This window comes from Flavobacterium sp. 9AF (assembly GCF_902506265.1).
In the GTDB taxonomy this organism is placed as follows: domain Bacteria; phylum Bacteroidota; class Bacteroidia; order Flavobacteriales; family Flavobacteriaceae; genus Flavobacterium.
The window spans coordinates 194,396-219,953 of the sequence record NZ_LR733556.1 but is presented as its reverse complement, the minus strand read 5'-3'; the positions used below and the strand labels follow the sequence as shown (position 1 = coordinate 219,953).

The window sequence follows — 25,558 nt, the reverse complement described above, 5'->3', positions numbered from 1 at the left end:
GTTTTATTTTTTTGATTTCGAACGCGTATCACCAAGCCCTAAAATGCGGTTTCCAGGTTGTACGGGTTCACCTAAAGCTTCGTTATTGCGTTCTACTTGATAAAATTGTTTGTTATTGCCTTCTCCACTCGATACGATGAAACCTAAGTCTTTCCAAGCTTCCACCATTTGTAAATCTCCTGCATTATTATCTGGAATTCCTGAAGCCCAATACACTTGCGGACCGTTCAAAGATTCAAATACCACCATAGGTCTATGGGCTGGCCACCACGGAATGTTGTACGCAATTTGCTGTTGCACTGGATCTCCCGTGGAATCAGGGTAAATGTTATTCCAATTTTCATAGGTAACATCTACATTTTGATCGGTACATTCATGGAAATCAGCTTGCCAAGGCACGCCTATATATTTGGTTAAATCTCCTGGTTCTAAACCCGCTTTTAGATTCGGAGCCGTACTGCCATCTTTATCTGCAATTGGTTTGGGGATACTTAAAGCTCCTGGAACATAGTTTGCATGTTTGATACGATACGGTTCACTATAAATAGCTGGATTTTTCATAATCCAAGTCATTTCTGCACCTGGACAAAATGCACCTCCAACGGCATTTCCTAAAACGCCTCTATCGATACCAATTCCGGTTGTAGGTGGTAATGCCCAAGGATTTGAACAATAGGCATTGCCTTCCTCCCATTCCAGACATTCATTAACGAATTTACCAGCTGCCCATTGTCTTAAAAAGAACAATTGGGTAGGTCGCATCGCTAAAAACTTATCGGGTGAAACATTGGTTAACGGATTATTACCACACAACATCGGCATTAAACGAGGTTTGTTTGCTGATTTTGCATTGCCTTCCACAGTATATTCATTGGTTTGCGAACTTTTTCTCATGATACCCAATACAAATTGGCGCAACTTGAAATTAGGATCTTCTCCATTTTGTGGTGGTTGTGATAAGGCAGCCTGACTTAAATTACCGCCCGTACCTCTATTGTGAGGATCACCTCCATCACTTGGGTCAAATACCATAGTAAACGTAGTTTGTTCGTAAGGTCTTCTTAAAATAGGCCAAATATCTCTATAGAATTTAGGATAATAATCCGGATTAAAACGCGCTGCATTTTTCCAAAAATCCAATTCTTCTTGGGTTGTAGGACTATTATTTTCCATAGTAAAAGGTGGCACTCCAAAAAGCCTTGGTTCGTAAGCCATATTACGTACAAAAATATCGTATAGGGTTTCGTCCATGGTAATCATATCTTCCAGTTCTGGTGCATATCTGGGATAACCCACCACTACCCAAGCTGGAACTTGAACTTCCATAGTCGCTTTGGTTTTGGTTTTGATCTCTTTGTCCCCATCATACGTTACATTAATAAACGTATATTCTATTTTAGCGGTAACTGGTCCGTCGGAAATATCGTCAAACCAACCGTCGTTATTTACAAAATTGTCTATTACAGGAGTTTTGGTAGAACCCGAATTTCCATTCCCACCAAGGACTAACAAACGAATGTTTTTATCTTGTTCGTTGACCAAAACACTTCCCAAAGTCTCAATCGAATTGGGTTGAATATCTGCTGGAGGAAAGGTTTGCGGATAGGCAACTTTTTTATTTTTACTGTTGTCATTTCTTTTACTTTCCGAACCAAATTTTGCAAAAGCACCTTGATTGTTCTTTAAGTTCACCGTTACAGGCCCTGGATCGATAATCAATTGTCTTCTTAAATCGGGTTGGGTAACTTCTGGGTTTCTTAACGGATGATCGGGCGCATAACCGTGTTGGCCATTGGTCTCCTGAAACTCATACCAAGAAGCCTTTTTATTCGCTAAATGTACGGTCCAATCAATATCAGTTACGGTTCCTTCCACTATTCTTGGAGCGGTTACTGCCGTTTGATAAATAAAATTATATTTACCACCTACTTGAATCTCTTTGCCTTCGCTATCGCCTTCATCAGCATAAGCAAAAACACGAAAACGAGCGGCTTGCTTTTTGATTTTTGATAAATCGTTATCGTCTTTAAAGGAAGAAACACGTACCGGATTTCCATTGGCATCTTGTTTTTCTTTACCCGAAGTATCACAAGCAATTGGCAAAGTACCTGGTTGCTCTGGAGCGATGTAAAATTGGTCTGAATTCCCTAATCTCGCAATTCCGATACTAGGATGTATTTTGAATGTCGTATATGATTTGCTCATTTGTTTTGTTTTTTTAATCCATAAAATTTAATGAAACCCCTTCTATGAATACCGCATTTTCAACTGGTTTTCCGTTTAAGCCTACGATTACCAATTGCACAGTAATGTTTTTCGCTCCATTATTTAAAACACGTTGTACCGCATCTGAAGCATCGATTTTATAATTTCGAGGTTCGTGATTGTGCAACGGTCTTCTATCGAATGTACGCGTATTGGGTAAGGGTAAATTACAATGTCCTGGACCACCAAAACAACTGCCGTTAAAAGTAGAAAAGGCTTCTACAAAATTAGGATTATCGGTAATAGGCGTGTCTACAGAAGCATCAGGCGTGTTTAAGAAAACACGAATACTCGCATTTTGCAAATTCCCCATTTGAACGCGGTGCAATACAATTTCCGCTTTGCGGTGTGCTTGTAAAGTGGTTTGCGACACTTGTGCTGGAGCTGCTTTAAATTGGGTTAAACCCACCGCATTAGAAACCGGATAAAACACCGAATCTCTCATATAGGTATAGCCTAATTTCTGAATGCTCATCGATTCTTTAACCGTTAAAGTCCAAGGAGCCATAACCGCATCCATTTCTAGTGGCGTACCATTATGTTGTTCTTGCCATTTCGCCCAAATACGGTCTACATTAGAATGATGTCCCCAAAACAACGGATCAAATGCGGTGGTACGATTATCGGTCATCCAACCGTAAATAGGATTGTCTAAATTTTGTGGATCTGGAGTTAGGTTTAGTTTTTGGTATATCTTAACCCAATCTTTGTTATTATCAGGGTAATTCGGATTGGTTCCCCCAGAAAAATTATGCATGCCGTTGTGGACTTTTTCCAAAGCGCCAAAATAGTGGTCGTAAGCCGAACCACCACCCATATCGGCAAAGTTATTAATGTCTAAAATTAAGGCAATATCGTCTTTGGTTGGGTATTGTGAAATGGCAGCCGTACCATTTAAAGAACCTGGCCATCTATTTGGAAACCATAAGGGATTGACTTCTTTTAAAACGGTATACAAGGCATTGATTTTGGGTGACCAAATGGCAACATTATTCTGATTGATAATTTCATAATCGATACCTGCTGCTTTTAAGAAACGCAATCCCGAATTGAAAATCGTGCCTTTTTTGGTTAACGAAGCCAATGCGGTGGTTTCTTTGGGTGAAAACAACAACGAACCGTCAGTGGCTTTCATCGTGCTTAGTTTTTCAAACCCTTTGGTAGTTAAAAAACAACCGTACGCATCGGGAATAACTCCTAAATCGAATTGCGAATTGTTAAACGTATTCGTATTTACATCTGCATAATCGGTCCAAGACCAATACGTCAATGAAATGTTGGGATTGTAATCTTGTAATTTTTGTTCGAAGAAATACAAATACAAACGGTGCCAAGGTAAGAATTGCTCCCAACCGTGCTGACACGAATTGGTGTGAATGCGTGCCCAATAATCGAAACTTCTATCGTCTTGCCAATAGTCGTTGTATTGATTCATGCAATTAATCGCTTCACGGAACGTTTCCAATTCTTCAGCAGTTAACGAACTAATTTCTTTACGAACGGTTAAGCCATTCACACTTGATTTGCTTTCATTGGTAGGTGCTTGCGCTTGTGTATGTAACATTTCACCACGAGCTAAAGCCACTAAATTGCTCACTTTGGCTGTGGAAACCAATTGCAATTTATTCGTTTGTTCCTCTTCTAACGTCAACGGGCAGCCCGAATCGATCCAATTGGCAATAAACTGAATTTGTTCAGCAGTTGCCTCATTGGTTGTGTCCCATAACAATTTAGGAAACATACTTCCATCGAAAGGATATTGGCCTTTTAAACCGATGATAATCCCCGATTGATCGCTTCTTTTCACCGTTGGAAAAGCACCACCTCCACCACTACTGCCACCCGAAGGCCAGCAATCAGTAGTTACTTTAGGTGCTGCTAAGTTAGCCGAAGAAGTCAGTTTCGGTTGACTATCGATAGGTGCCGTTGCGGTTTCTTGAGAACCACAGCAGCCTTCTGTTTTTACGGGACTCATGGTTTTATCGGGTGTATGGGTTGCGGGAGCACTACTACCACAACATCCTGAAGCCGTTGTTTGGGTCGTAAGTCCGTCTTGAGGAGCAATTAAGCGTTGCCCATACAAAGACGCATTGAGGAATACCTCTGGATTTTGCCAGAAGGCATACAGGCCTTGATAACTGGGAATGGTATTTCCTTGTACAGTATCTAAAATAGAAACCACCTGGTCATACATTGCCTTTTGATTTTTGGTACTAGCCATATTCGGGTTGTTTATTGTTTGGATTAGTTTACCCAAAGTAACAAAGAATACGGCAGGCATTTATAGGTAGAAATACCTGTTTTTTTGAGTTGTTGGTTGTGAGTTGTGGGTTGTGAGTTGATGGTTGTCAGTTGATGGTTGTTGGTTGTTCGTTTAATTTGATATTGCTATTGCCATTGAATTTGACATTGAAACACCCTAAAATTAACTTATGTGGTTTTACAAAACTTTTTTTATCATTTGTAAATAGAAAAATAATATATTTGAAAAACGCTAGTTTGTAGGACCTATACACCCTATATTAGGTAGATTGGAGCTAGGTAGTAGCGTATATATACTAGTTGTGTGCAAGCTGAAAAAATGAACTTACAAATAGACAAAGAAGAACTTAAAAAGCTAATTGAAAGAGCGAAAAAGGAAAAACAGGAATTGGGTCAAATTATTTATCCAATTCTTGACAATTTCGACTTGAACAAACAAGAAATTCTTGAAGTTTGTCAAATTGGAAAGTTCGCCTACAAAATTGACTCTGAAATTCGGATTGTGGACAAACCACAACCACCAAATCCTGATTTTATTATTGAACTAAACAATAGTTTAATCGGACTTGAACACACCCAAATTCTAACAGAAGACGCCCAAAGATATTTCAGAGTTAAAACCCTATTGGACTATGCAGAACAAAGATTTGAAAAAAAATATCCGGATACTAATGTTCACGCGACAATTTCAATACAAAATGACGAATGGAATTATTCACAAAAGGACAAACCGAAATTAGCGGAACAAATTGCAGATTATGTGCAATGGACACGAATGGAAACGGACTTTGAACTGCCTGAAAAAATTACCAATATAAGAACAACAAGGCATTCTCAAGTTTCATTTTCATATAAAGAAAAAAATTGGCAAGCGGAATACCTGACAAGAGAACGTTTGAAAACAGAAATAGAAAAAAAAGAATCTAAAATTTTGGGATATAGGACAAGTGAAAAGCAATTAACCGAATTATGGTTAGTTCTTTTAATTGGTTCACTTTCTTCTGTATCATATGAATTAAACGAATCTGAAAATTATAAAATGGAATCAAAGTTTGACCGAGTATATTTAATGGCTGACTTTGATGCTAAAATATTAAGAGTAAAGTGAAAATAGCCAGCACACAACAATGTGTATAAGCAATAACGGGTTTTGTGCTAAATTGAAACTAAATGAATATAAATAAAGGTAAGTGTTTAACCGAAAAGTTAGTGGTTTCTAATCCGCTACTGCTCATACACTAGACCGTTAGTGGCAATTAAAAACCAAACTATAAGTAAATGAAAACCAAAACATTATTACTTTCTTTTGCAGCTTTTTTAATCAGTTGTAATTTTCAAAAGCCTTCAGAACAAAAAACAAATTCAAATAACGAAGATTATTTAAAAGTTCTAAATCAAAAAGAATCAGATTCTCAAAATAAATCACAAGACAATCTTGGGAATCTAATTTCTAGTATTGAATTTGGGATTAAAGCAAATAGTGACGAAGCAAAAGATTTTGAAGACGGCATTATACCTTGGGTTAGTATTGAAAATCCAAAAAGTGAAATCGATAGATTAATTGATGCTGACAAAATAGTTATTCCAAATTCAGAAATAACAGTTGTTATTGATTATCCATTAAATAATCCAGCTTCATTTATTTTAAAGAGTAACGAAAAAGGATTTACTAGAAAACAATTAATTCTAGAAATTAGCAAAAAGTATCACGAAATCTACAATACTGAAGAAAAAACTGCTGAAACAAAAACAATTCCTATTGAGAAAAGAGAAGGTTTAATCAATAGAAATGAAACTGATGGTAAATATGGAATTTGGGGACATGATATTGGTGATTTAGATTTAAGTTCAATCGAAGTCTATGAATTAGAAAATGGCAAAGTCCAAATTTTACTTGGTGTGGAATCTTAAACATTTACTACCACTAACAGCGGTTTTAAGAAATTGGGGTTTGGATGTTTATCGGGAGAATCCTATGTTTGCCTTCTCTCCTATTTTAAACATTTATCTTTCACTCTTTTCGGTATATTTGTAAGCATTAGTAATAAAAATCCTCGCATGACACAAAGCTGACGGGACGTTAGCTGTGATTTTCCGACACCTCAATTTCAAAAGAAGTAAATCTAAAATAAAAACTAATGATTGAAAAGAAGATAGATTCGATTAAAATAGCTGAACCAATAAAAGTTAAAATTATTGAAGAAGGCGATAAAATCGATTGGAATTTATGGTTTTTACTGATTGCAGTTCTTTCACTAATCGCAGCAGTTTTAATACCTTACATTCAAAAAAATATGAAGAAAACAAAATTAAATATGGGTTTCATCTTTATATAAAAAAGAGAATTGGAGTAGTTTGGAATCTTTTGACTTATGATAAGTTCTCATATAAAAAAATATTAGATTCAGAAAATCTAGATGATTTAAGTTTAACTTTTGATGAATTCATTAAAGGGTTTGAAAAAGATTATTCTAAAAATAAGGAAACCATTCATCCATTATTTGCGTTTGGAATATTACTTAATTTTCAAAACATATTGTTTACAATTCATAGAATCAAAAATGCTTTGAAAAGTATAAATATTGAAAATCTTGATGAAAAAACTTTGGAGTTTGGAGATAAATTATCAAAGAAGGAACATCACAAGCTAAATGCAATTTTTATGTTAATCGAGCATTATTATTCAATAATAACTTTTCATGATAAGTTTGATTCGTTAAAATCAGTTCAAAGGGAAATTAAAGAAAAAAGGTGGATTGGCTTGAAGGTTGAAAAAACAGTTTTAAAGAATCAAGGAGTTATTTTGGACGATTTAAAATTCTTGAGAGAAAACGAAATAAGTATTAATGAAATACTAAATATCAACAAACTGTTGATTCAAGAAATGAAATCATATTTCGAATATGATAAACTGAAAAAGAAAAGGAAAATGTTGAACAGTGAGAAAAAATAAAAACCACAGCTAATCGCGATTTTACGCTATTGCTAAGTTCGGGCTATTTCGGAATTTTCTCCGAAAATTCTACAAAGAGTTTTGTACTTGAAACCTTTTGTCTTAAATTTACGCCACTGAAAGCAAGTGACAAAACGTTAGTGTCTAGTTTACCAAAAAAACGCAGAAAACAGAAATTAATAAAAAAATATGATTGGATTATATATTAATTGGGATTTTGACTCTGAAATAATTAACATTTATGGATTTCCATTAAAATATTACGGACTTTTTTTTGGTGGTGGTTTGCTTTTGAGTACCTACATACTAAAAGGAATTTACAAAAGAGAAAATTTAAAAGATAATGCACACGAAGCATTATTCATATATGGAATAATCGGAATATTTGTTGGAGCAAGACTTGGACATTGTTTATTTTATGACTTTGAATATTATTCAAAAAATATTTTAGAAATGTTTTTACCAATAAAAATAAATCAAATTGGAGAAATAAAATTTATTGGTTATAGCGGATTAGCAAGTCACGGAGGAACAATAGGACTTATTATTTCTCTTTTTTTATATTCAAAAAAATATGAAATAAAATATCTTAAAATACTAGATTTAATTTCTATAGTTGCGCCACTTGGAGCAACATTTATTAGACTTGCTAATTTGATGAACTCTGAAATGATTGGTAATCCGACAACAATGCCTTGGGCTTTTATTTTTAGAAAAGTTGACAATTTACCAAGACATCCTGCCCAACTTTATGAAGCAATTTCATATTTTATAATTTTCATTATAATTTTTACTGTTTACAAAACTAAAAAAATAAAGTTAGGAAATGGATTTATGTTTGGCTTGGCAATTACTTTAATTTTTACAATGAGAATTTTAATCGAGTATGTAAAAGTAAATCAAGTGGAATTTGAAGAAGGAATGAAATTAAATATGGGACAAATTTTGAGTATTCCATTTATTATAATCGGAATATATTTTATGGGTAAAAATTTAATAAAAAAAGAAACCAAATAAAAGCACTGCCTACAACAACGGTAACTGTTGCACAACTACTATTTTTTAAAATAACTCCAAAAAAACATATTACAAAACCTCATTTAAAGTGATTTAAACGAGGTTTGTTTTTTAAAATTACGGGCACAAACCCTATCTTTTGTAGATCAATACAACCCACAAAAGCATCTATAAATCGGACTGGATTATCTAGGGTAATTTTATCTTCTAAGCTGGACAGATATAACTGATTACGGGAGATTCCTTGAATGTGTTGCATTATTAAAAATACGAAAATTTGTCTTTTTTAACAAACTATTTTGGTTATATTTGGTGGGGTTTCTGAGTTTTTTCACAGACTGCCGTTGGTGGCAATTATGACAAACCGACCGTAAACAACAGAACAAAAAAATCAAGACAATTTTAATGAAACAAACACTTAGACTTTTAACCATTTTTTTTACAACTTTTTTAGTAAGTTGTAACAGTTACGGACAAGAAAAAGACGATTATTCTGCCAAAATTGACAGTTTAATCAAAACGACAAGCCCAAGAAGTTTCAACGGAGTTATTTTGATTACTCAAAAGGGAAAAACAAAATATAAAAAAGCATTTGGATATTCAAATTTTAAAAAAAAGACACCACTAACAACTAATGACAATTTTATTATTATGTCAAACAGCAAACAAATTACTGCTGTTTTGACTTTAAAAGAGTTTGAAAAAGGGAAAATTGATTTGCAAAGCCCAGTTAGAAAATATTTGCCCGACTTGCCTCAAAGTTGGGCAGACACTGTTACAGTTCACCAGTTATTAAACTTTTCAGCTGGAATAACTGACATTGACAAACCCTTACTTTTCAAACCTGGTTCTGACTTCAAGTATGGTAACACTACTTATATTATGCTTGGAAAGATAATTGAAAAAGTTACGGGTCGAAAATATATTGACGTTGCAAACGACTTGTTTAGAGAACTGAAAATGAAAAATACTTATTGCTTTGAACAAGGTAAAACTCAAAATAGAGTCCAAGGCTATCGAAATACAAACAATAATTTCAAACTTGAAGAAACACCTATTGAGAACAACGAAAAAGTTTCTGCTGCTGGAATTATCTCAAATATAACTGACTTAAACATTTGGGACAAGTTATTGCACAAAGGAAAAGTTTTAAAACCAGAAACCTATAAATTGATGACAAGTTATAGCATTACTGCACAACATAACGCTTTTGGAAAAGAAAAGATTGGCTATGGTTATGGAGTAAGAATAAGTGACAAAACACCAATTAAATATGTTGGACATACAGGTGGCGGTTCAGGTTTTGTATCATTTAAAGTTTATTTTCCTGAAACAGACGTGGACGTAGTTGTTTTAGAAAATCAGTCTAATGAAAACATAGACTTGTTTTACGAGTTTGAAATTAAAATTAGAGAAATCGTAATGAATAGCAACTTGATGAAAAAATAACTGCCAACAACAAGTTATTGCCAAACCGTTAGCCACAATTAAACCAAAACGAAACCGAATGACAACATTCCCAGTGATTGCTTCTACATTATCAGAAAAAGATTTAGGCAATTTTATAATAGAAAAATACAACCTAAATAACAATTTTGAATGTAAATTATTTAGAACTGGAGTAAATCATACTTATTTTATATCAGACTCAAACACAAAATATGTAGCTAGAGTCTACTGTCATAATTGGAGAAGTAAAACTGAAATCAAGGAGGAATTAGAACTCTTAAAAATACTCAAAAGCAACAACCTTTCTATTTCATTTCCAATTTCTGATAAAAATGATGAATTAATTCAAGAAATTAATGCTCCTGAAGGAATTCGTTATGTAGTACTTTTTTCATTTGCAAATGGTGAGAAAAAACGACTTATGACAAATGAGAATTGCTTTGCTATTGGTTCTCTTATTGCCAAAATTCATAATATAACGGCAAGCAAGAAAATCGATAGAGTAAATTATGATTCAGAAATACTTTTAAAAAAATCATATAATTATTTAAAGCCATTTTTTTCCGAAGATTTAAATGAAATGAAATTTTTAAAAGAAATTGGTGAAAAAATATCAAAAACCTTTAAAGAAAGTAATTTAAAAGATAACCAAAAGGGAATTGTTCATCTTGATATTTGGTATGACAATTTCAGCATAAATACAGAAAATGAAATAACTATATTCGATTTTGATAATTGTGGAAATGGAATACTTATTTTAGATGTTGGGTATTTCTGTAAACAATTATTTTTCATCGAACAAGACAAAAATCAATACGAATTAAAGGTAAAATGTTTTCTTGAAGGTTACAAAGAATTCCGAAAATTATCAGATGAAGAGATAAACTTAATTCCAGAAACTGGAGCATCAATTTTTGTTTTTTATCTTGGTGTTCAAGCTCAAAGATTTGATTGGTCAAATATATTTCTGACTGAAAACTATCTTAAAATGTTTGTTGGAAGAATAAAAGATTGGGTTGAATATTATAAAATAGAAAAGAATTAACTGTGGCTAGAAGCGGTTACAAGTAATGGCTAGTTTAGTTCTATTCCGAAAATTGTTTCACCAGTTCGCACTTTGTGCTCGTATCTACGAATTTTCTAAAATAAGTTTATATTTGTTATGGCTTGGTGTTTATGCAACGCCACTACTTGTAGCTGTGAAAACATTGGGAGCAATACAAAAAAAATCTTGATAAACATGAACAAATATTTAAAAGAAGTAATTTGGTTTTTTGCTCCAATATTCTGTAGCATAACTACCTCAATATTATTTTTCGACTTCCATACACCATACCTATTTTTCCAATCTATTCACCTTTTTATGGAACTTTGGAAAGGTTTTATCTTAGTAACTTTACTATTTTTTCTGTTATTTTACATTTATAGGATGGTATCTAAAAAATTTGAAAATTTAATTACAAACTCAATTCTTTTAGTAGTAAATCTAATCTGTGTTGTTGTTTTAATTTATTTTGCTAATTTTTTTTATAATCCCAATATTGGTCTTGGTTATTCAGATCCATCAGCTTCTTATATGAAAGAAAGTGAAGCTAAATTAGCATTCTGGGTGACTACAATCCTAGTTTTTTGCTTAATGATTTTCGAAATATTTGTAATAAATAAAACGATTAAAAAAATGAAGATACAAAGCGCCTAACAAAGGTGGTTTTGAAAAAAGCTGAATCAGGAATTTATCTGTAAAGGTAGTTTTCTACTCTGCTCTCCTATTTTTTTATCTATTTCTTATATCAATTTATCCCAATAACCTAAATTTTTATGTACAGGTACATAAAATTTCAGTTTTTTTCATGCATTTAACATATTTATTACACACTTCTTACCATTTGTGGCATATCATTTGTATATAGTTTCTTAGAACAAAAAAGAGTATTACAGTCGAGTAATAATCTGTCATTTGTTGGCCATGTTTACAAGTTTGTTGTTAAGTATTACTTTAAAAAGAGTGTCGTAAAGGCACTCTTTTTTTATTTATAGTTTTTACTTAACTTATTATTTTATTAATTAACATAAATCTTAATCATTACTTAACTTTAAAATCATTATTGTTTAACGCAATTCTTTCTTATTTGCAAGTTAATTTAATCTAGATGTTTAAGCGTTTATTTTTACTGATTTTATTAACTACCACTACGCTATTTTCACAAAATGATTGGCTTGAAACCCAGTTGAAAAATAAAAAAAGTGGGCTTGATCTGGCTTTAAAAAGTAAAAACAACCAAACCATAGCTTTGAAAATGCTAGAATTAGGTACAATTTACAGTCAATACGGTTTATATGCCAATGCCTTATCTTATTATCAAGAAGCACTAAAACAAATACAAACTAGCAAAAAGGACAGTTTGTTTGTCCAAATTAATAATGCCATTGGTAAAGTCAATCATGCGATGCACAAATACGAGCAAGCACAACCTTTTTTACAGGAAGCATTAACTGTTGCAAAACAATTACAATATACCAAAGGACAAGCATTAGCTTTTAGTTTATTAGGGGAAAATGCTGAAAAAAGAGGCAAGTATGAGACCGCTTTAGCATTTGAAAATAAAAGCCTTACTTTTTTTAATAACCAAAAGGATAGCTTAGAAATTGCAGTGGTATATGAAAATATGGGGAGTATTTATGAAGATTTGGAACAGTTTGATAAAGCCTATGACTATTTTAATAAAGCTTTCCTTCTCCTCAAAGGCTCGCAAACTAAACAAGAAGCTAATGTTTTAAATAATCTAGGCGATGTGTACCGAAAAAAAGGACAGGTAAACATTGGAATTCCTTATACCAATTCATCTCTAAACTTAGCTAAAAAACTAAATGACAATCACTTATTAGAAAGTGGACATAAAGATTTAGCCAAGGCTTATGCCTTACTTTCAAATTATGAAAAAGCTTATGAACATAAACTCCTAGCAGATGATTACAATCAAAAAGCCGTGGCCAATGAAAATAAAAACCTAGTTAATCTCTTACAAGCCGATTATAAAATCAATCAGAAAGAAAACCAAATAAAAATTTTACAGGAACAAAATAAAGCAAGTAGAGCCAATCAAAAAACCATACTTATTTTAGCATTATCACTCCTATTTGCTGTGGTTGTTATGTATATATATTACCAAAAAAAGAGAAAAACAACACTTAAAATTCAGAATTACAAACAACAAACCTTAAAGGCAGAATTAGAGAAAAAAGAAATCGAAGAAAAGAATTTACACCGCGATTTAGAATTAAAAACAGCTGCACTTTCTCGCTATAGCTTACATATTGCTCAAAAAAACAAAATGCTATCCGAACTTTCAACTAAGTTAAAGAATAGTATGGGTCGAAAAAACGAGTTATTAGAAACAAAAGTTAAAGAGATTTCAAACGAAATTGATTTTGTTTTACAACAAGAGAATGAATGGGAAGAATTTACCATATTCTTTGAAGAAATACACCCCGATTTTATTAAAAAACTCTCTCAAATTGCCACCGAAAGCCTCTCTCCTGCCGAATTAAAACTGGGCATTTTATTACGACTCAATTTGTCTTCCAAAGAGATTGCCACTATTCTTCGTGTTACACCCGATAGTGTTCGCGTAGCAAGACATCGTTTTAGAAAAAAATTACCTATCGATGCTAAAGCAGAATTAATTACTTTTTTACTCGAATTGTAAGAAAAAAATCGTCTTTTTTTCTTAGAGTTAGCTTAATGTAAATAAACTGTTATTGTTGCCTTGTTGTAACTAATAAAAAAGAGTTTGTTGCCTCTTTGTTGCCTTAGTTAAAAATAAATAAACCCTTATGAATACTACATTTGCTAAGAATGTAAAACTAAAAAAAATGAGAAAAATGTGCTTTGTTAAAAGGCTATTTGTAACGTTGTTTTTAACCCTAATAACGTGTACTGCAACTGCTCAAAAAGGAAGTATTACAGGTACTATTGTAGATGAAAATAATTTCTACTTACCTGGTGCAACTGTTCTTATTTCTTCCTTGAATAAAGGAGCAACAACCGACTTCGATGGTAAATTTTCAATGCTTTCTATTCCGGCAGGAACTTACCAAATTCAAATTGCTTTCTTAGGTTATGAAGACTTAAAACAAGAAGTTACAGTGGTAGAAAACCAAACTACTACCCTTTTTATTACTATGAAACCTAAAAGTGTTACTTTAAATGAGGTTGAATTAATATCCTATGGCTTAAGCGGACAAGCTAAGGCTTTAAATACCCAGAAAAACAACATCAATATTACAAATGTAGTTTCTACAGACCAAATTGGGAAATTCCCAGATGCGAATATTGGTGATGCGGTAAAACGTATTTCGGGTGTAACTATGCAAGTAGATCAAGGAGAAGCACGAAATATTATTGTTCGCGGTTTGTCCCCTCAATTGAATTCAGTTACATTAAATGGCAGTAGAATCCCTTCCGCGGAAGGCGATAATAGAAACGTACAAATGGATTTAATTCCTTCCGATATGATCCAAACTATTGAGTTAACCAAAGCGGTTACACCAGATATGGATGGGGATGCATTAGGGGGTTCGATTAACTTAGTTACGGCAACAGCACCGCAACAGTTCCGATTATCAAGTACTTTGGGTTCTGGAATTAGTTTTATAACCAACAAACGTATTTTAAACGGTTCGCTACTTATTGGTGACCGTACCAAAGACAAAAAATTAGGTTGGATGGTAGCCGCTTCTATTAATGATACCGATTTTGGTTCAGATAATATTGAAGCGGAATGGACAGATGAATTTGAATATTATACGGGTGTAGATGATGTAAATGGTGACCCTATTTTAGAGGAAGTACCAGTAAATCCATATACCAAAGCATTTGAAACCAGAAAATACTTAGTACAAAGAGTAAGAAGAAGCTTTTCGGCTAACTTGGATTACCAAATTAACCCAAACCATAATTTGTATTTAAAATCGATGTACAACTGGAGAGATGATCGTGAAAATAGATACCGTACTTCTTATGAAATGCTTGATGCAGAAGATATGGAAGCGGGTGATTTTACCATTACCAATGGTATACCGTCACGCTTTCCTGCGGAAATAGCTAAAGAAACCAAAGGGGGTATTGATAACAATAGAAACAAAAACCGTCGTTTGGAAGACCAAAGAATGCAAAACTATTCTTTGGGCGGAAAGCATTTCTTAGGTAAAGTAAAAACCGATTGGATGGTTTCGTATGCCAAAGCTTCGGAAGAAAGAAAAAACGAACGTTATGCTAAATATGAAACCGAATATACGGTACTAAATGACTTTTCTGATAACAAGTTCCCTATGTTATATGCTGAAAATCCAGCGGATGCTACTGCCTTTGATGCTTTTGAATTTGATGAAATTACAGAAGAATATCAATATACGGAAGAAGATGATGTCAATTTCTTTACGCATTTTGAACTACCAGCTTCTCTTTTTGGTACATCAAACGGAACGATTAAACTAGGTGCCAGAGGTCGTTTTAAAAAGAAAAGTAGAGACAACAACTTCTTTGAATATGATTTAGAAAGTGCCTATCCAACAATGAATCTAACCGGTTTAAAAGACTTATCAGATGACGATTTCTTAGCGGGTGATAAATACAATTTAGGAGGGTATATCGATGCGAATTGGCTTGGTGATTTAACATTAGTAAACGGCGAATCGGTGCCATCTGAATTTTTAAGAGCCAATTTTAATGTGACTGAAAATGTATGGGCAGGTTATGTTATGACTACTCAAAATATAACCGATAAATTACAAACATTGGTAGGAGTACGTGTAGAAGCAACTGATTTAAAAGCTACAGGTAATCAAATTGAAGATGAAGACGATTTAGTAGGAACAGTTACTAAGGAAAATGCATATACCAATGTATTACCAGGTGTGCATTTTAAATATGCTCCTAACAACAATACGGTTTTCCGTTTGGCATGGACGAATACTTTAGCCAGACCGAATTATGTAGATTTAATCCCTACTATTGATATTGTTTCTAGTGATGAAGAAATTTTTATTGGTAATCCCAATTTAAAAGCCACTACTTCGATGAACTTTGATCTTATTGGCGAATACTATTTTAAAAGTGTTGGTTTGCTTTCTGGTGGTTTGTTCTATAAAAAGATTAATGATTTTGTGTACCAATACCAAGCAGAAACAACTTCTGATGCATTGGGTAATGGAACTACAGGTTATCGTGTGTACCAACCTTTAAACGGTGATGATGCTACTATTTTGGGTGCTGAATTTGCTTTTCAAAGACAATTAGATTTCTTACCTGGTTTTGCTAAAAACTTTAGTTTCTATCTCAACTATACGTTCTTAACTTCTAAAGCCACTGGAATACGCAACGAAGATGGTGAAGAACGTGATGATTTAGACTTACCCAATACAGCTCCAAATTTATTAAACGCTTCCTTAGGCTACGCGAATAAATTTTTTAATGCGCGCTTTTCAGCTAATTTCTCTGATGCTTATATCGATGAAATTGGTGGCAATAGTTTTGAAGATCGTTATTATGACCAACAGTTATTTTTAGACTTTAATATTGGCATAAGCTTGTCAAAAAAACTAAGTTTGTACGGCGAATTAAAGAATATTACAAACCAACCGTTACGTTACTATCAATCGGTACGAAGTAGAACACAACAAGCCGAATTTTATGGGCAACGCTTGACTTTTGGTCTTAAATATGATTTATATTAGTCGAATTATGAATTACGAATTACTAGTTCCTAATCACTAACAACTAACAACTATTTATAATTTAAAACCATGAAATCTATTTTTTATAGTATCCTATTACTGGCAGTATGCAGTTGCCAACAAAAGTCAGTTGTTTTGACCTTACCTCCTGATGTTATTACTGAAAACACCATCAATGATACGGATGATCCTGCAATTTGGGTTAACCCAAAAGATGCTTCTCAAAGTATTATTTTTGGTACCGATAAAGAAACTAATGGAGCTATCTATGCTTTTGATTTACAAGGTAAAATTATCGAAAGTAAAACCATTCGTAATATTGAACGTCCTAACAATATTGATTTAACCTATAATTTTAAACTCAACGATTCTACTAAAGTTGATATTATTGCTTTTACGGAAAGAGAAAAGAACCAAGTACGTGTGTTTTCGGTACCCGATATGCAACCTTTAGACAATGGTGGTTTTAAGGTGTTTGCCGATGCGACGCAACCTGACTTTCAAGCACCTATGGGCATTGCGATTTATCATGCTCCTGTGAGCGACAAAGTGTATCTGATAGTAGGTAGAAAAACTGGGCCAAAAGAAGATTATTTATACCAATACGAATTGGTTTCCACTTCTTCAGGAGTAACATTAAATCTCGTGCGTAAGTTTGGGAAGTTTAGCGGTAAAAAAGAAATTGAAGCGATAGCAGTAGACAATGAAATGGGCTTTATTTATTATTCAGATGAGCAACACGGAGTGCGCAAATATTATGCTGAACCTGAAAAAGGCAATGCAGAAATCAGTTTGTTTGGGACAACCGATTTTGAAAGTGATATTGAAGGTATTGCTATTGCTAAAACAGGTGTAGAATCGGGTTATATTATTGTTTCCGATCAGCAACGTGGGCTTTTTAATGTTTATGACCGTAAAACCAATGCTTTTATAACGGCTGTAAACTTAACCACATTAGAAACTGACGGTTGTGATGTAGTGACTAATACATTGGGTACCGTTTTTCCTAAAGGAATTTTTGTAGCCATGAACGATGCTAAAAACTTTTATGTCTATGATTTTGGTAAACTAGAAAAAGTAATTTTAAAGAGTATCCAAAATAAATAGCCATTTGTTGATTTTTTTTAAAAACTGTCTGGTAGTTGTATCAGGCGGTTTTTTTTATGGTTGGTGGTTGGTGGTTGTCTGTTGTGGGTTGTGGGTTGTCTGTTGTGGGTTATGGGTTGTGGGTTGTGAAGTTTGGGTCGATGGTTGTTTGTTGTCTGTGTTTGTTGTGGGTTGGTGTTCATAAGTTAGCAACTAACTCCTAATTCTTAATTCCTAATTCATAACCACTTTATGACTTTCGACTTTATGACTTTCGACTTTATGACTTTCGACTTTATGACTTTCGACTTTATGACTTTCGACTTTATGACTTTAAGACTCAAAAATTACCCGAAAGGGGTATTGATTTTTAGCATAGGAAATTTTATTTTTATGCAGTAATTCTTTACATTACAATAAATTAAATAATAGTTACATCATACAAAGGCGGAAAACAGGTAAAAATACCTGTTATAAGATGTAGCTGAAATTGTAATTTTATAACTCATAATAGGAACTAAAACCAAAACAACATGAAAAAAACAATTGCTTTATTACTATTCCTAATTACTTGTGTCACTTTTAGTCAGAAATCGGCTCCAGTTATGGGCGATGCCGCTATATTAATTGACCTATTAAGAAAAGATTATAGTACAATTAATCCAGATACTCGATTAGAAGAAATTAACACAGACAGAGAAAAGGTAATAGCTATTTTTAAATCCTATTTAAAAGATACTAAAAAAGAAACACTTCAGGTAAATACATCTATTAATGATGAGCTTATTAAAAGTGATACTGGATATACAAATGCACAAAAAGCATTTAACTCTTTTTCAAAAAATAACATTACAATAAACAACGATTACAAAATTGATACTGTAAAAGATGACCTTAAAACTATTCAAGATGACTTACAAAATTCTAGAATTAATTATTTCAATAAAAAATATGCTTTTGATTTTAATTATTTGGAAAAAATTAAAACCCTTTATGGTTCTGACAATCCCTATTTAGTAGAAGTCATTACTTTGTTTAAAGATAAGTATGAGAAATTAAATAAAAATCAGATTGATTATTTGGCTCAGTATAATTATCAATCTTCTGTTCAAAAATCATTACCTTTTATAGGTGGTGATTTAGCTTTTGAAACTATTATTGATGGCTTGAGTCGTTTTTTAGCAAAACGTATAAAAGAAGAATTAACCCTCCATGCTATAGATAAAATAAGAACGTATTTAGAAAATCCTACTCCAGAAAATTATAGTCAGGAATTAACTGTTATTTTACCTAAAACAACTAATTATCTAAAACGTTTTAATGCCAATCAATTATTAAATTTCACAAATGAATTGAAACAATACATTGAACAAGATTTAAATACAATATTAGAAAATACCAAAAACTTACGTGATTTGCCTAAAATACAATACTATATTAAAGACAAGCCTGATTTAGAGTTTGCTTTTGATGGTCTTGAAGTACTTTCGCAACTTTCCAAAATTAAAAACCCAGTAGATTATTTTGAACTTTTAGAAAATAGCAGGGCTTTGGTTAATTGGAGAAATAATCCAGAAAATAAGGACAAATATAATATTGCGCAAAGCTTGCGATTAGCCTCTATGTTAGCTTATAGTTTAACCGTTGTAGATAATGGTGAACAAAAATTTGCTAGTATTGATTTTATTTCAAATTATGGCAATGAGACTAACTTTTATTTTTTATATTTTGGTTTTTTACACCAACAAAATTTAAAATATTTTACTGTTGATTTCAGAAAGAAAGACAATTCTATTTCTAAATTAGATATAAAAAATATAATGAGTGTTTTAACAGTAGATGCTATTAAATCAGGAATAAAAGATTTTTATTTTATAAAAGACAATATGATTTCTGTGGTAAAATATGCCGAAAAAATTCATACTACTGCACAATCAATTAAAAAGAAGAATAAAAATAATGAAACTATAGCCTATATTGAAATACATGATTTTATTAAGGACATTTTAGGTTTTACCGAAGAAGTAGTAGCTACTGCAGATTTACTTTTAAAAAACGATTATGGTGTAATTGCTTTACCAAATAATTTAGACTATGATTTCAAACAAAAATTAATTCCTTACTTTTCTATTTCATCTAGTGCAAATGATTTAGTGCTGGATTTACATGAAAAAAAGTATGCCAATGCTGTTATAAAAGCCATTGAAATTCCTTTGTGGTTAAAAAACACGGAACAAGAAGTCAAAGTCAATCTATATAAAACTAAAATATTACTTGAAGGGCAAATGGATCTAGTAACAATTAGTAAATCATTTGATCCAGAAATTAATAACGATGCTATTAAAGAATTAAAAAACCCTTTAAAAATTATTAGTCTAAAACTAAGCGATAATATTAATTTAAATGATTTAAAAAAGAGTTTAGATATACTTTGTGAAAAAGAGAAAGTTTCAGATTTTAAAGAAGCACTTAAAAATGTAAAAAATGAGATAAAAAAAAATAGAACAAATGTGTTAATTCATTTTGGTATTAATACAGAAAAAATAAAAACAGAAATTATTCAGTATTTAAAAGATAAAGGACAATCAGAAACAGTACAAAAATATTTTGCAAGTAAACTAGATACCTATACAGAATCTCTCTTTACTACTAAAATATTTCATGAAGAAGATAACACCTTAACAATTGAAAGAGAGTTAAATGATTTGTTTATAGCTTTTATTCCTGATTATATCAATAATAACGATGTTTTAAAAGATACACAAGCCTTAAAAATTATTCACTTTATTAATGATATTTCGCTTGCATCCAATGCAGAAGATGTTGAAAAGGCTATAGATGCCTTTGCATTACCAGTAGGAAGCTCTTCATTAAAAGAAAGTGCTACAAGTTATTATTCCATTAATTCTTTTCCAGGTATAATAGGAGGTTTTGAATTTTCAGAAGATCAAGATACTGCTTACAATATTGGTTTTACAGCACCTATAGGTTTCTACATTCAACCTTGGTGCTCAGGAATAAAAGGTGGTACCTTTGGTCTTTTTATCCCTGTAATTGATATTGCTGCTCCGGTGCGTTTACGTTTAGATGATGAAAAGGACACTGAAACACTACCCGATTTTAATTTTAATGATATCTTTTCTCCTGGTCTATATGGTGTGTACGGTTTTAGAAATTCTCCTTTTACAATTAATTTAGGATTCCAATATGGACCTAAATTGAGAGATATTCCCAATGGTACTAACGATTTTATATCTGTTGATTCTTATAGATTAAATTTAGGTATTACTATTGATATTCCCTTATTAACCCTTTCAGGGAAATACAAAGATTAAAAATGAGAATTATTTTCTATATATATCTTCTAACATCTCCTTTGTTTAGTCTTGTTAATGCTCAAAATCAAGAAAAAAAACAAATAGATGAAAAAAAGATGCAAATGATACTTGATAAAAAAATATTTGAAAGTAATATTAATCAAATAAAAGTTGATGAAACTCACATAAAAGTTTTAAGTAATGAAGCAAAATTATTACATAACGATGCCGAATTTATTGTAAAAGAAAATTTATTACAACAAATCGATCAGCAATTAGGTAATATTGAAAGTAAAACGGAAGCACAAAATAATTCCAAAACAACTCAACAAGATAGTAAGCCTATTGATTCGTTATTAATTTCAGCTGTTGAAAAAAATTATGCTACAAATCTTGAGAATAGTAATACAACGGTTCGTTTATCTGGCCCTTCTCAATTTGATAGTCGAATTGAACTTTTACAACTTAATCCAAATAGTGACTGGCAATTTCAGTTACTTACCAAGAGTGAATCTGTTGCTATGTTAATAGAAAAAGAGAATCTTACACAATTTGCTCAAGATACTTATCTTTTAGATACTTCAAAAACACTAGGCAAGTTATATAATTTATGTAGTGACCAAGCATTTTACAATCAACCTGTTTCTGGGATTGGTACTGCATTCATTATTTCAAAAACATCAATGATTACTGCAAATCATGTTTTTGAAAGAGATATAAAAGATTATATAGTGGTTTTTGGATATAAAATTTTAGTAGCAAAAACAGGAGCTACAGATTATTATTTCAATGCGAAAGATATCTATTTTCCCAAAACAATATTGAGAAAAAATCTTGATTTAGATCTAGTTGAGTTTACTGTTGATCGTGAGTTTGATAAAGTTGCTTTAGAATGGGAAAACTCATCTGTCGCAGTAGCAAAAGAAAGTGAAGTTTATATGATTGGTCATCCCACTGGTTTACCTTTAAAAGTGGCGTTAAATGCATTTATAGAAGAAAATACTAACCCTTTTTATTTTTATACCTCTTTAGATAGTTTTCAAGGTAACTCTGGTTCGCCTGTTTTTAATTTTTATACTCATAAAGTTATTGGCGTATTAGTTTCTGGAGAAGTAGATTATATATATAATGGCAATTGCTATTATAGCCCTGTATGTAAAATACCCTATTGTAAAGGTGAGAAAGTAATGAGAATAGAACGTTTTTTAGAATAATATTTTCTGTAACCTAAAAAACCGCAAAGTAAAAACTTTGCGGTTTTTTTTATGCTTTTTAGTTCCTTTTAATTGATTTTTAAAAAAGTTAGTTATTAATACGCTGTATAATTATATCCCGAAGCGCCTCCTGAATATTTAAACACGAAATTGTAGTTGTAAACTCTTACATTATCAAAGAAAGAATATCCTATACTGGCTGGAACTATAGTGTACATACTTGAAAACTGCAAACTTCTTACTGTATAATTGGTATTTAAATTGGATACATAATAAGGGGAAGTGGGTTTTCCTGATGAATTAGGTAGTGGATACATGCTTCCATCTCTTACAGTACCAAAGCCTGCACCTGGGTAGATAATCCAGTAATCATAAGACCAGTTGGCTGCACAACCCCAAATGGGATTATAGTTGTTTCTGGTGTTCCAGTTTCCAAACTTTTTTTGCTCTGCTCTAGCTTCCCAGTAAAAGTTTTGGCTTAAGGAAGATACTGTAAAGCTAGAAGTAAAAATTACTTTTCCATAATATCTATAATTGCTTCCTTTAGCTGGATCTGTTATCCATCTATTGCTACTATTTCCTGTTCCTTTGTTGAAATTGTATTGTCCGTTTAATTTAGAGGCCACATGGGTATCTATACTTGATTTACGTAGCAAATTTGTACTATTTTTTTTATACACAAATGTACCATCATCTGCAAACCATACTAATTCATTTCCTACTATAACTTTTCCTTCAAAGTTCAGAACGTTTAGATAACCATGATTTTTGACTGCTAATTCGGTTGAAATCGATCCATCTGTTTCTATGTTTCTAACAATCGTGCCTTTGTTTAAATAGTTTTTATAAATGGCTGTGTGTTCATAGCGATATCCTAAAGACTGGTATTCTGCTACTGTAAGATCTGGATTGAGTCCTTTAAAAAAGGTTTCTTGGTGTTGTACTTCGGCTTCATTAATTTTTCTATCTATGGAGGCAAGTGATAGAAAATTGTTTTGATTTTCCCAAATGTCGAGTTGGTCAAAAGGTAATGAAGCTAATCGTGCATTTACTGCTTCTAATTCATCATAATCGCTAAATATGAGTATTCCGTTTTGGTTTTGTACTCTGGCTAAGGGTTCTTCTGCTTTGGCTGTAGTGGTTGCATTGTCTTCGAATTCTTTTTCGCAACTTGGCAAAGACAGCACTAAAAAGGAAATAATGATTCCTTTTACAATTTGTTTTTTCATGTTTTATTTTTGTAAAATTACCCTACTCTTTTGAGGCTTTTCGGGATGTGCCTTTTGATATATCTATGAATAGTATCAAAAGTTTGTTTTTATTACCCAAATTGTTTTTTTATGCTGTCTTTTTTTATTGTGCGCTTTGTTTTTGTATTGTTGTAAAGGTACTTTCTGGTGTATTACATTTCATCTTTGTAAAAACAGGGCTAAAAACAAAAATACAAACAAGTTGCTAAAATACAATTTTGTTTGTAATTAGTGTTAATTTATAAATTGTTGTACATAAGTGCTTTCTAAACCCATGTAGTCACAAAATTCTTGAATAGTTACTAACTGGTGTTTTTCTTTTTGTAGTTCTTTTTTAATTCTTGCTATAATATTTCTGCATTGTCTTTCGCTTTTCCCTGTTATTCTTTGAATGTCTTTTGGGTAGATACATACTCTTTTCATGTTTACTGTTGTTTAAAGAATTATAATTCGCTTTTTGTTTTTATTTTGTTTGTATGGCTATTCTTTTGAAATAGTGTCTTTTTTTTAAATGCAATTGTATTAACAGGGCGAATTAATGCTTTTGCTAGAATGAGGTATCATTCTTTTTTTTGTATCTTTTTTATATTATAACAGTTTCCGTACTTTATAGTCCACTTATCCTCGGCTTTGATACGGCTTTGATACGGCTTTGATACGGCTTTGATACGGCTTTGTATTTTTTTGTGAAAACAATAATTATTCCAATTTTTTGTAGGAATTATCTATTAACATTTTTTTAGCAATGCTTTTGGTATTATTCGGCAAAAAAGGCAATATCAACCTTTTACGGCAATGGCTTGTTTCTTTTTTGGCTTTTTGGCATTGTGCTTGATTTTGGTTAGGCGGGTGATTTTGAGATCATCATAGTATAAATTTTAAATTTTTTAATTATGGCCAAGTCTAATGGTATTATCAAAATTGAAGGGACAGTTGAAGACTTAACTTTCTACAAAAAAGACGGTAGAACTTTTGTGAGAAGAAAAGGGGGAATTTCTAAAGAGCGCATTGAGAGTGAGGACAATTTTGTGCGCACGAGAGAGAATAACTCCGAATTTGGGCATAGCGGTAGCAGTGGCAAGGTGTTGCGCTTGGCTTTAGGAAGTTTGGTTTTTAAGGCTAAGGACAGTCAATTATCGAGTCGCTTACTGGGTATGATGTCTCGTGTTAAAAACTTGGATACGGTTTCTGCTAGGGGCAAACGTAAAGTGAGTATTGGTTTAACTTCTACTGAGGGGAAACTGGCTTTAAAAGGGTTTGATTTTAATGGTAATGCGCCATTTAAGAGTGTGTTTTATGCTTCTTATGATTTAGACACGACTACAGGAAGTGTTAGTATTGTTGATTTTGTACCTGCTGAGCAATTGCAATTGCCTCAAGGTGCCACGCATGTGAGTTTGCAAAGTGCGGTGTTAGCTATTGATTTTGAAACTGAGGTTTCGGAATTGCGCTACAGCCCTGTGGTAAATGTACCGATTAACTTAACGGCTAGTTCTCCTACTCTAACGCCTACGAGTGTTCCTACGGGTACTGGTGTGCAATTGTTTTTAATTTCGCTCACGTTTTACCAAGAGATTAATGGGGTGCAGTATTCGTTGAAAAATGAATCGTTTAACGTACTGCATGTTTTAGAGGTTTTGTAAACTTTGGAATGTAGTTATTAAAAAACTCTTTGCTGTGGTGGCAGGGAGTTTTTTTTGTGGGTTGGTGGTTGTCTGTTATCTGTTATCTGTTGTCTGTTGTGGGTTGTGAGGTTTGGGTTGGTGTTCATATGTTAGCAACTAATTCTTAATTCCTAATTACTAATTACTAACTCCTAATTACTAATTACTAATTACTAATTACTAACTCCTAATTACTAACTCCTAATTACTAGTTACTAATCACTAGTTACTAATCACTAGTTACTAAATACGGTTTTCCGTAAACTTCTTTTTAATATCCTTTTTATCTTTGTAAAAACAGGTAGAAATACTTATTGACTATACCAATATTTTTTGCTAAGTTTGA

Annotated in this window: 17 protein-coding genes; 13 read left to right on the top strand and 4 right to left on the bottom strand. The window is 32.4% G+C overall.

What is annotated here, in order from left to right; translation table 11 throughout:
- Nucleotides 1–3: 3 nt before the first annotated feature.
- Both HALO113_RS01080 and HALO113_RS01075 read right to left on the bottom strand, forming a co-directional pair.
- Entirely contained in the window at nt 4–2,205 is a 2,202-nt protein-coding gene (locus tag HALO113_RS01080; RefSeq protein ID WP_159777262.1) for a LodA/GoxA family CTQ-dependent oxidase, read from the bottom strand.
- Between the two features lie 13 nt (nt 2,206–2,218).
- Nucleotides 2,219–4,486 (bottom strand): tyrosinase family protein, encoded by a 2,268-nt coding sequence (locus HALO113_RS01075; RefSeq protein WP_159777261.1) that lies wholly within the window; start codon nt 4,484–4,486, stop codon nt 2,219–2,221.
- A gap of 360 nt (nt 4,487–4,846) precedes the next feature.
- On the opposite strand from HALO113_RS01075, the gene HALO113_RS01070 reads away from it, so the two are divergent.
- The 12 genes from HALO113_RS01070 to HALO113_RS01015 all read left to right on the top strand — a co-directional run bounded on the left by HALO113_RS01070 (nt 4,847) and on the right by HALO113_RS01015 (nt 22,298).
- Nucleotides 4,847–5,635: a hypothetical protein gene (locus HALO113_RS01070; RefSeq protein WP_159777260.1), complete on the top strand. Its 789-nt coding sequence runs from the start codon at nt 4,847–4,849 to the stop codon at nt 5,633–5,635.
- 170 nt (nt 5,636–5,805) lie between these two features.
- A complete protein-coding gene (locus HALO113_RS01065; RefSeq protein WP_159777259.1) occupies nt 5,806–6,438 on the top strand; it encodes a hypothetical protein in 633 nt (210 codons plus the stop codon).
- 227 nt (nt 6,439–6,665) lie between these two features.
- Nucleotides 6,666–6,863, top strand: coding sequence for a hypothetical protein (locus HALO113_RS01060; RefSeq protein ID WP_159777258.1), 198 nt, complete (start codon nt 6,666–6,668; stop codon nt 6,861–6,863).
- Between the two features lie 29 nt (nt 6,864–6,892).
- Nucleotides 6,893–7,480 carry a hypothetical protein gene (locus HALO113_RS01055; RefSeq protein WP_159777257.1) on the top strand — a complete coding sequence of 196 codons (588 nt, stop codon included), beginning with the start codon at nt 6,893–6,895 and terminating at the stop codon, nt 7,478–7,480.
- A 189-nt stretch (nt 7,481–7,669) separates the two neighbouring features.
- Nucleotides 7,670–8,497, top strand: coding sequence for a prolipoprotein diacylglyceryl transferase (gene lgt, locus HALO113_RS01050; protein WP_159777256.1), 828 nt, complete (start codon nt 7,670–7,672; stop codon nt 8,495–8,497).
- A 405-nt stretch (nt 8,498–8,902) separates the two neighbouring features.
- A complete protein-coding gene (locus HALO113_RS01045; RefSeq protein WP_159777255.1) occupies nt 8,903–9,946 on the top strand; it encodes a serine hydrolase in 1,044 nt (347 codons plus the stop codon).
- Nucleotides 9,947–10,004: 58 nt separating this feature from the next.
- Nucleotides 10,005–10,991 carry a phosphotransferase gene (locus tag HALO113_RS01040; protein WP_159777254.1) on the top strand — a complete coding sequence of 329 codons (987 nt, stop codon included), beginning with the start codon at nt 10,005–10,007 and terminating at the stop codon, nt 10,989–10,991.
- Nucleotides 10,992–12,096: 1,105 nt separating this feature from the next.
- The gene (locus tag HALO113_RS01035) at nt 12,097–13,653 is read left to right on the top strand and encodes a tetratricopeptide repeat protein (RefSeq protein ID WP_159777253.1); all 1,557 of its coding nucleotides are present in this window, start codon (nt 12,097–12,099) and stop codon (nt 13,651–13,653) included.
- Nucleotides 13,654–13,780: 127 nt separating this feature from the next.
- Entirely contained in the window at nt 13,781–16,681 is a 2,901-nt protein-coding gene (locus tag HALO113_RS01030) for a TonB-dependent receptor (RefSeq protein WP_236554560.1), read from the top strand.
- 69 nt (nt 16,682–16,750) lie between these two features.
- Nucleotides 16,751–17,788: a phytase gene (locus tag HALO113_RS01025; protein WP_159777252.1), complete on the top strand. Its 1,038-nt coding sequence runs from the start codon at nt 16,751–16,753 to the stop codon at nt 17,786–17,788.
- A gap of 512 nt (nt 17,789–18,300) precedes the next feature.
- Nucleotides 18,301–21,102, top strand: a complete 2,802-nt coding sequence (locus HALO113_RS01020; protein WP_159777251.1) for a hypothetical protein — start codon at nt 18,301–18,303, stop codon at nt 21,100–21,102.
- A 2-nt stretch (nt 21,103–21,104) separates the two neighbouring features.
- The gene (locus tag HALO113_RS01015) at nt 21,105–22,298 is read left to right on the top strand and encodes a serine protease (protein ID WP_159777250.1); all 1,194 of its coding nucleotides are present in this window, start codon (nt 21,105–21,107) and stop codon (nt 22,296–22,298) included.
- A 95-nt stretch (nt 22,299–22,393) separates the two neighbouring features.
- Here the strand turns inward: HALO113_RS01015 and HALO113_RS01010 are convergent, their stop codons facing one another.
- Entirely contained in the window at nt 22,394–23,527 is a 1,134-nt protein-coding gene (locus HALO113_RS01010) for a hypothetical protein (RefSeq protein WP_159777249.1), read from the bottom strand.
- A gap of 255 nt (nt 23,528–23,782) precedes the next feature.
- Nucleotides 23,783–23,971, bottom strand: a complete 189-nt coding sequence (locus HALO113_RS01005; RefSeq protein WP_159777248.1) for a hypothetical protein — start codon at nt 23,969–23,971, stop codon at nt 23,783–23,785.
- Nucleotides 23,972–24,576: 605 nt separating this feature from the next.
- Between HALO113_RS01005 and HALO113_RS01000 the strand changes: the two genes are divergently transcribed.
- Nucleotides 24,577–25,191: a hypothetical protein gene (locus HALO113_RS01000; RefSeq protein WP_236554558.1), complete on the top strand. Its 615-nt coding sequence runs from the start codon at nt 24,577–24,579 to the stop codon at nt 25,189–25,191.
- Nucleotides 25,192–25,558 lie beyond the last annotated feature (367 nt).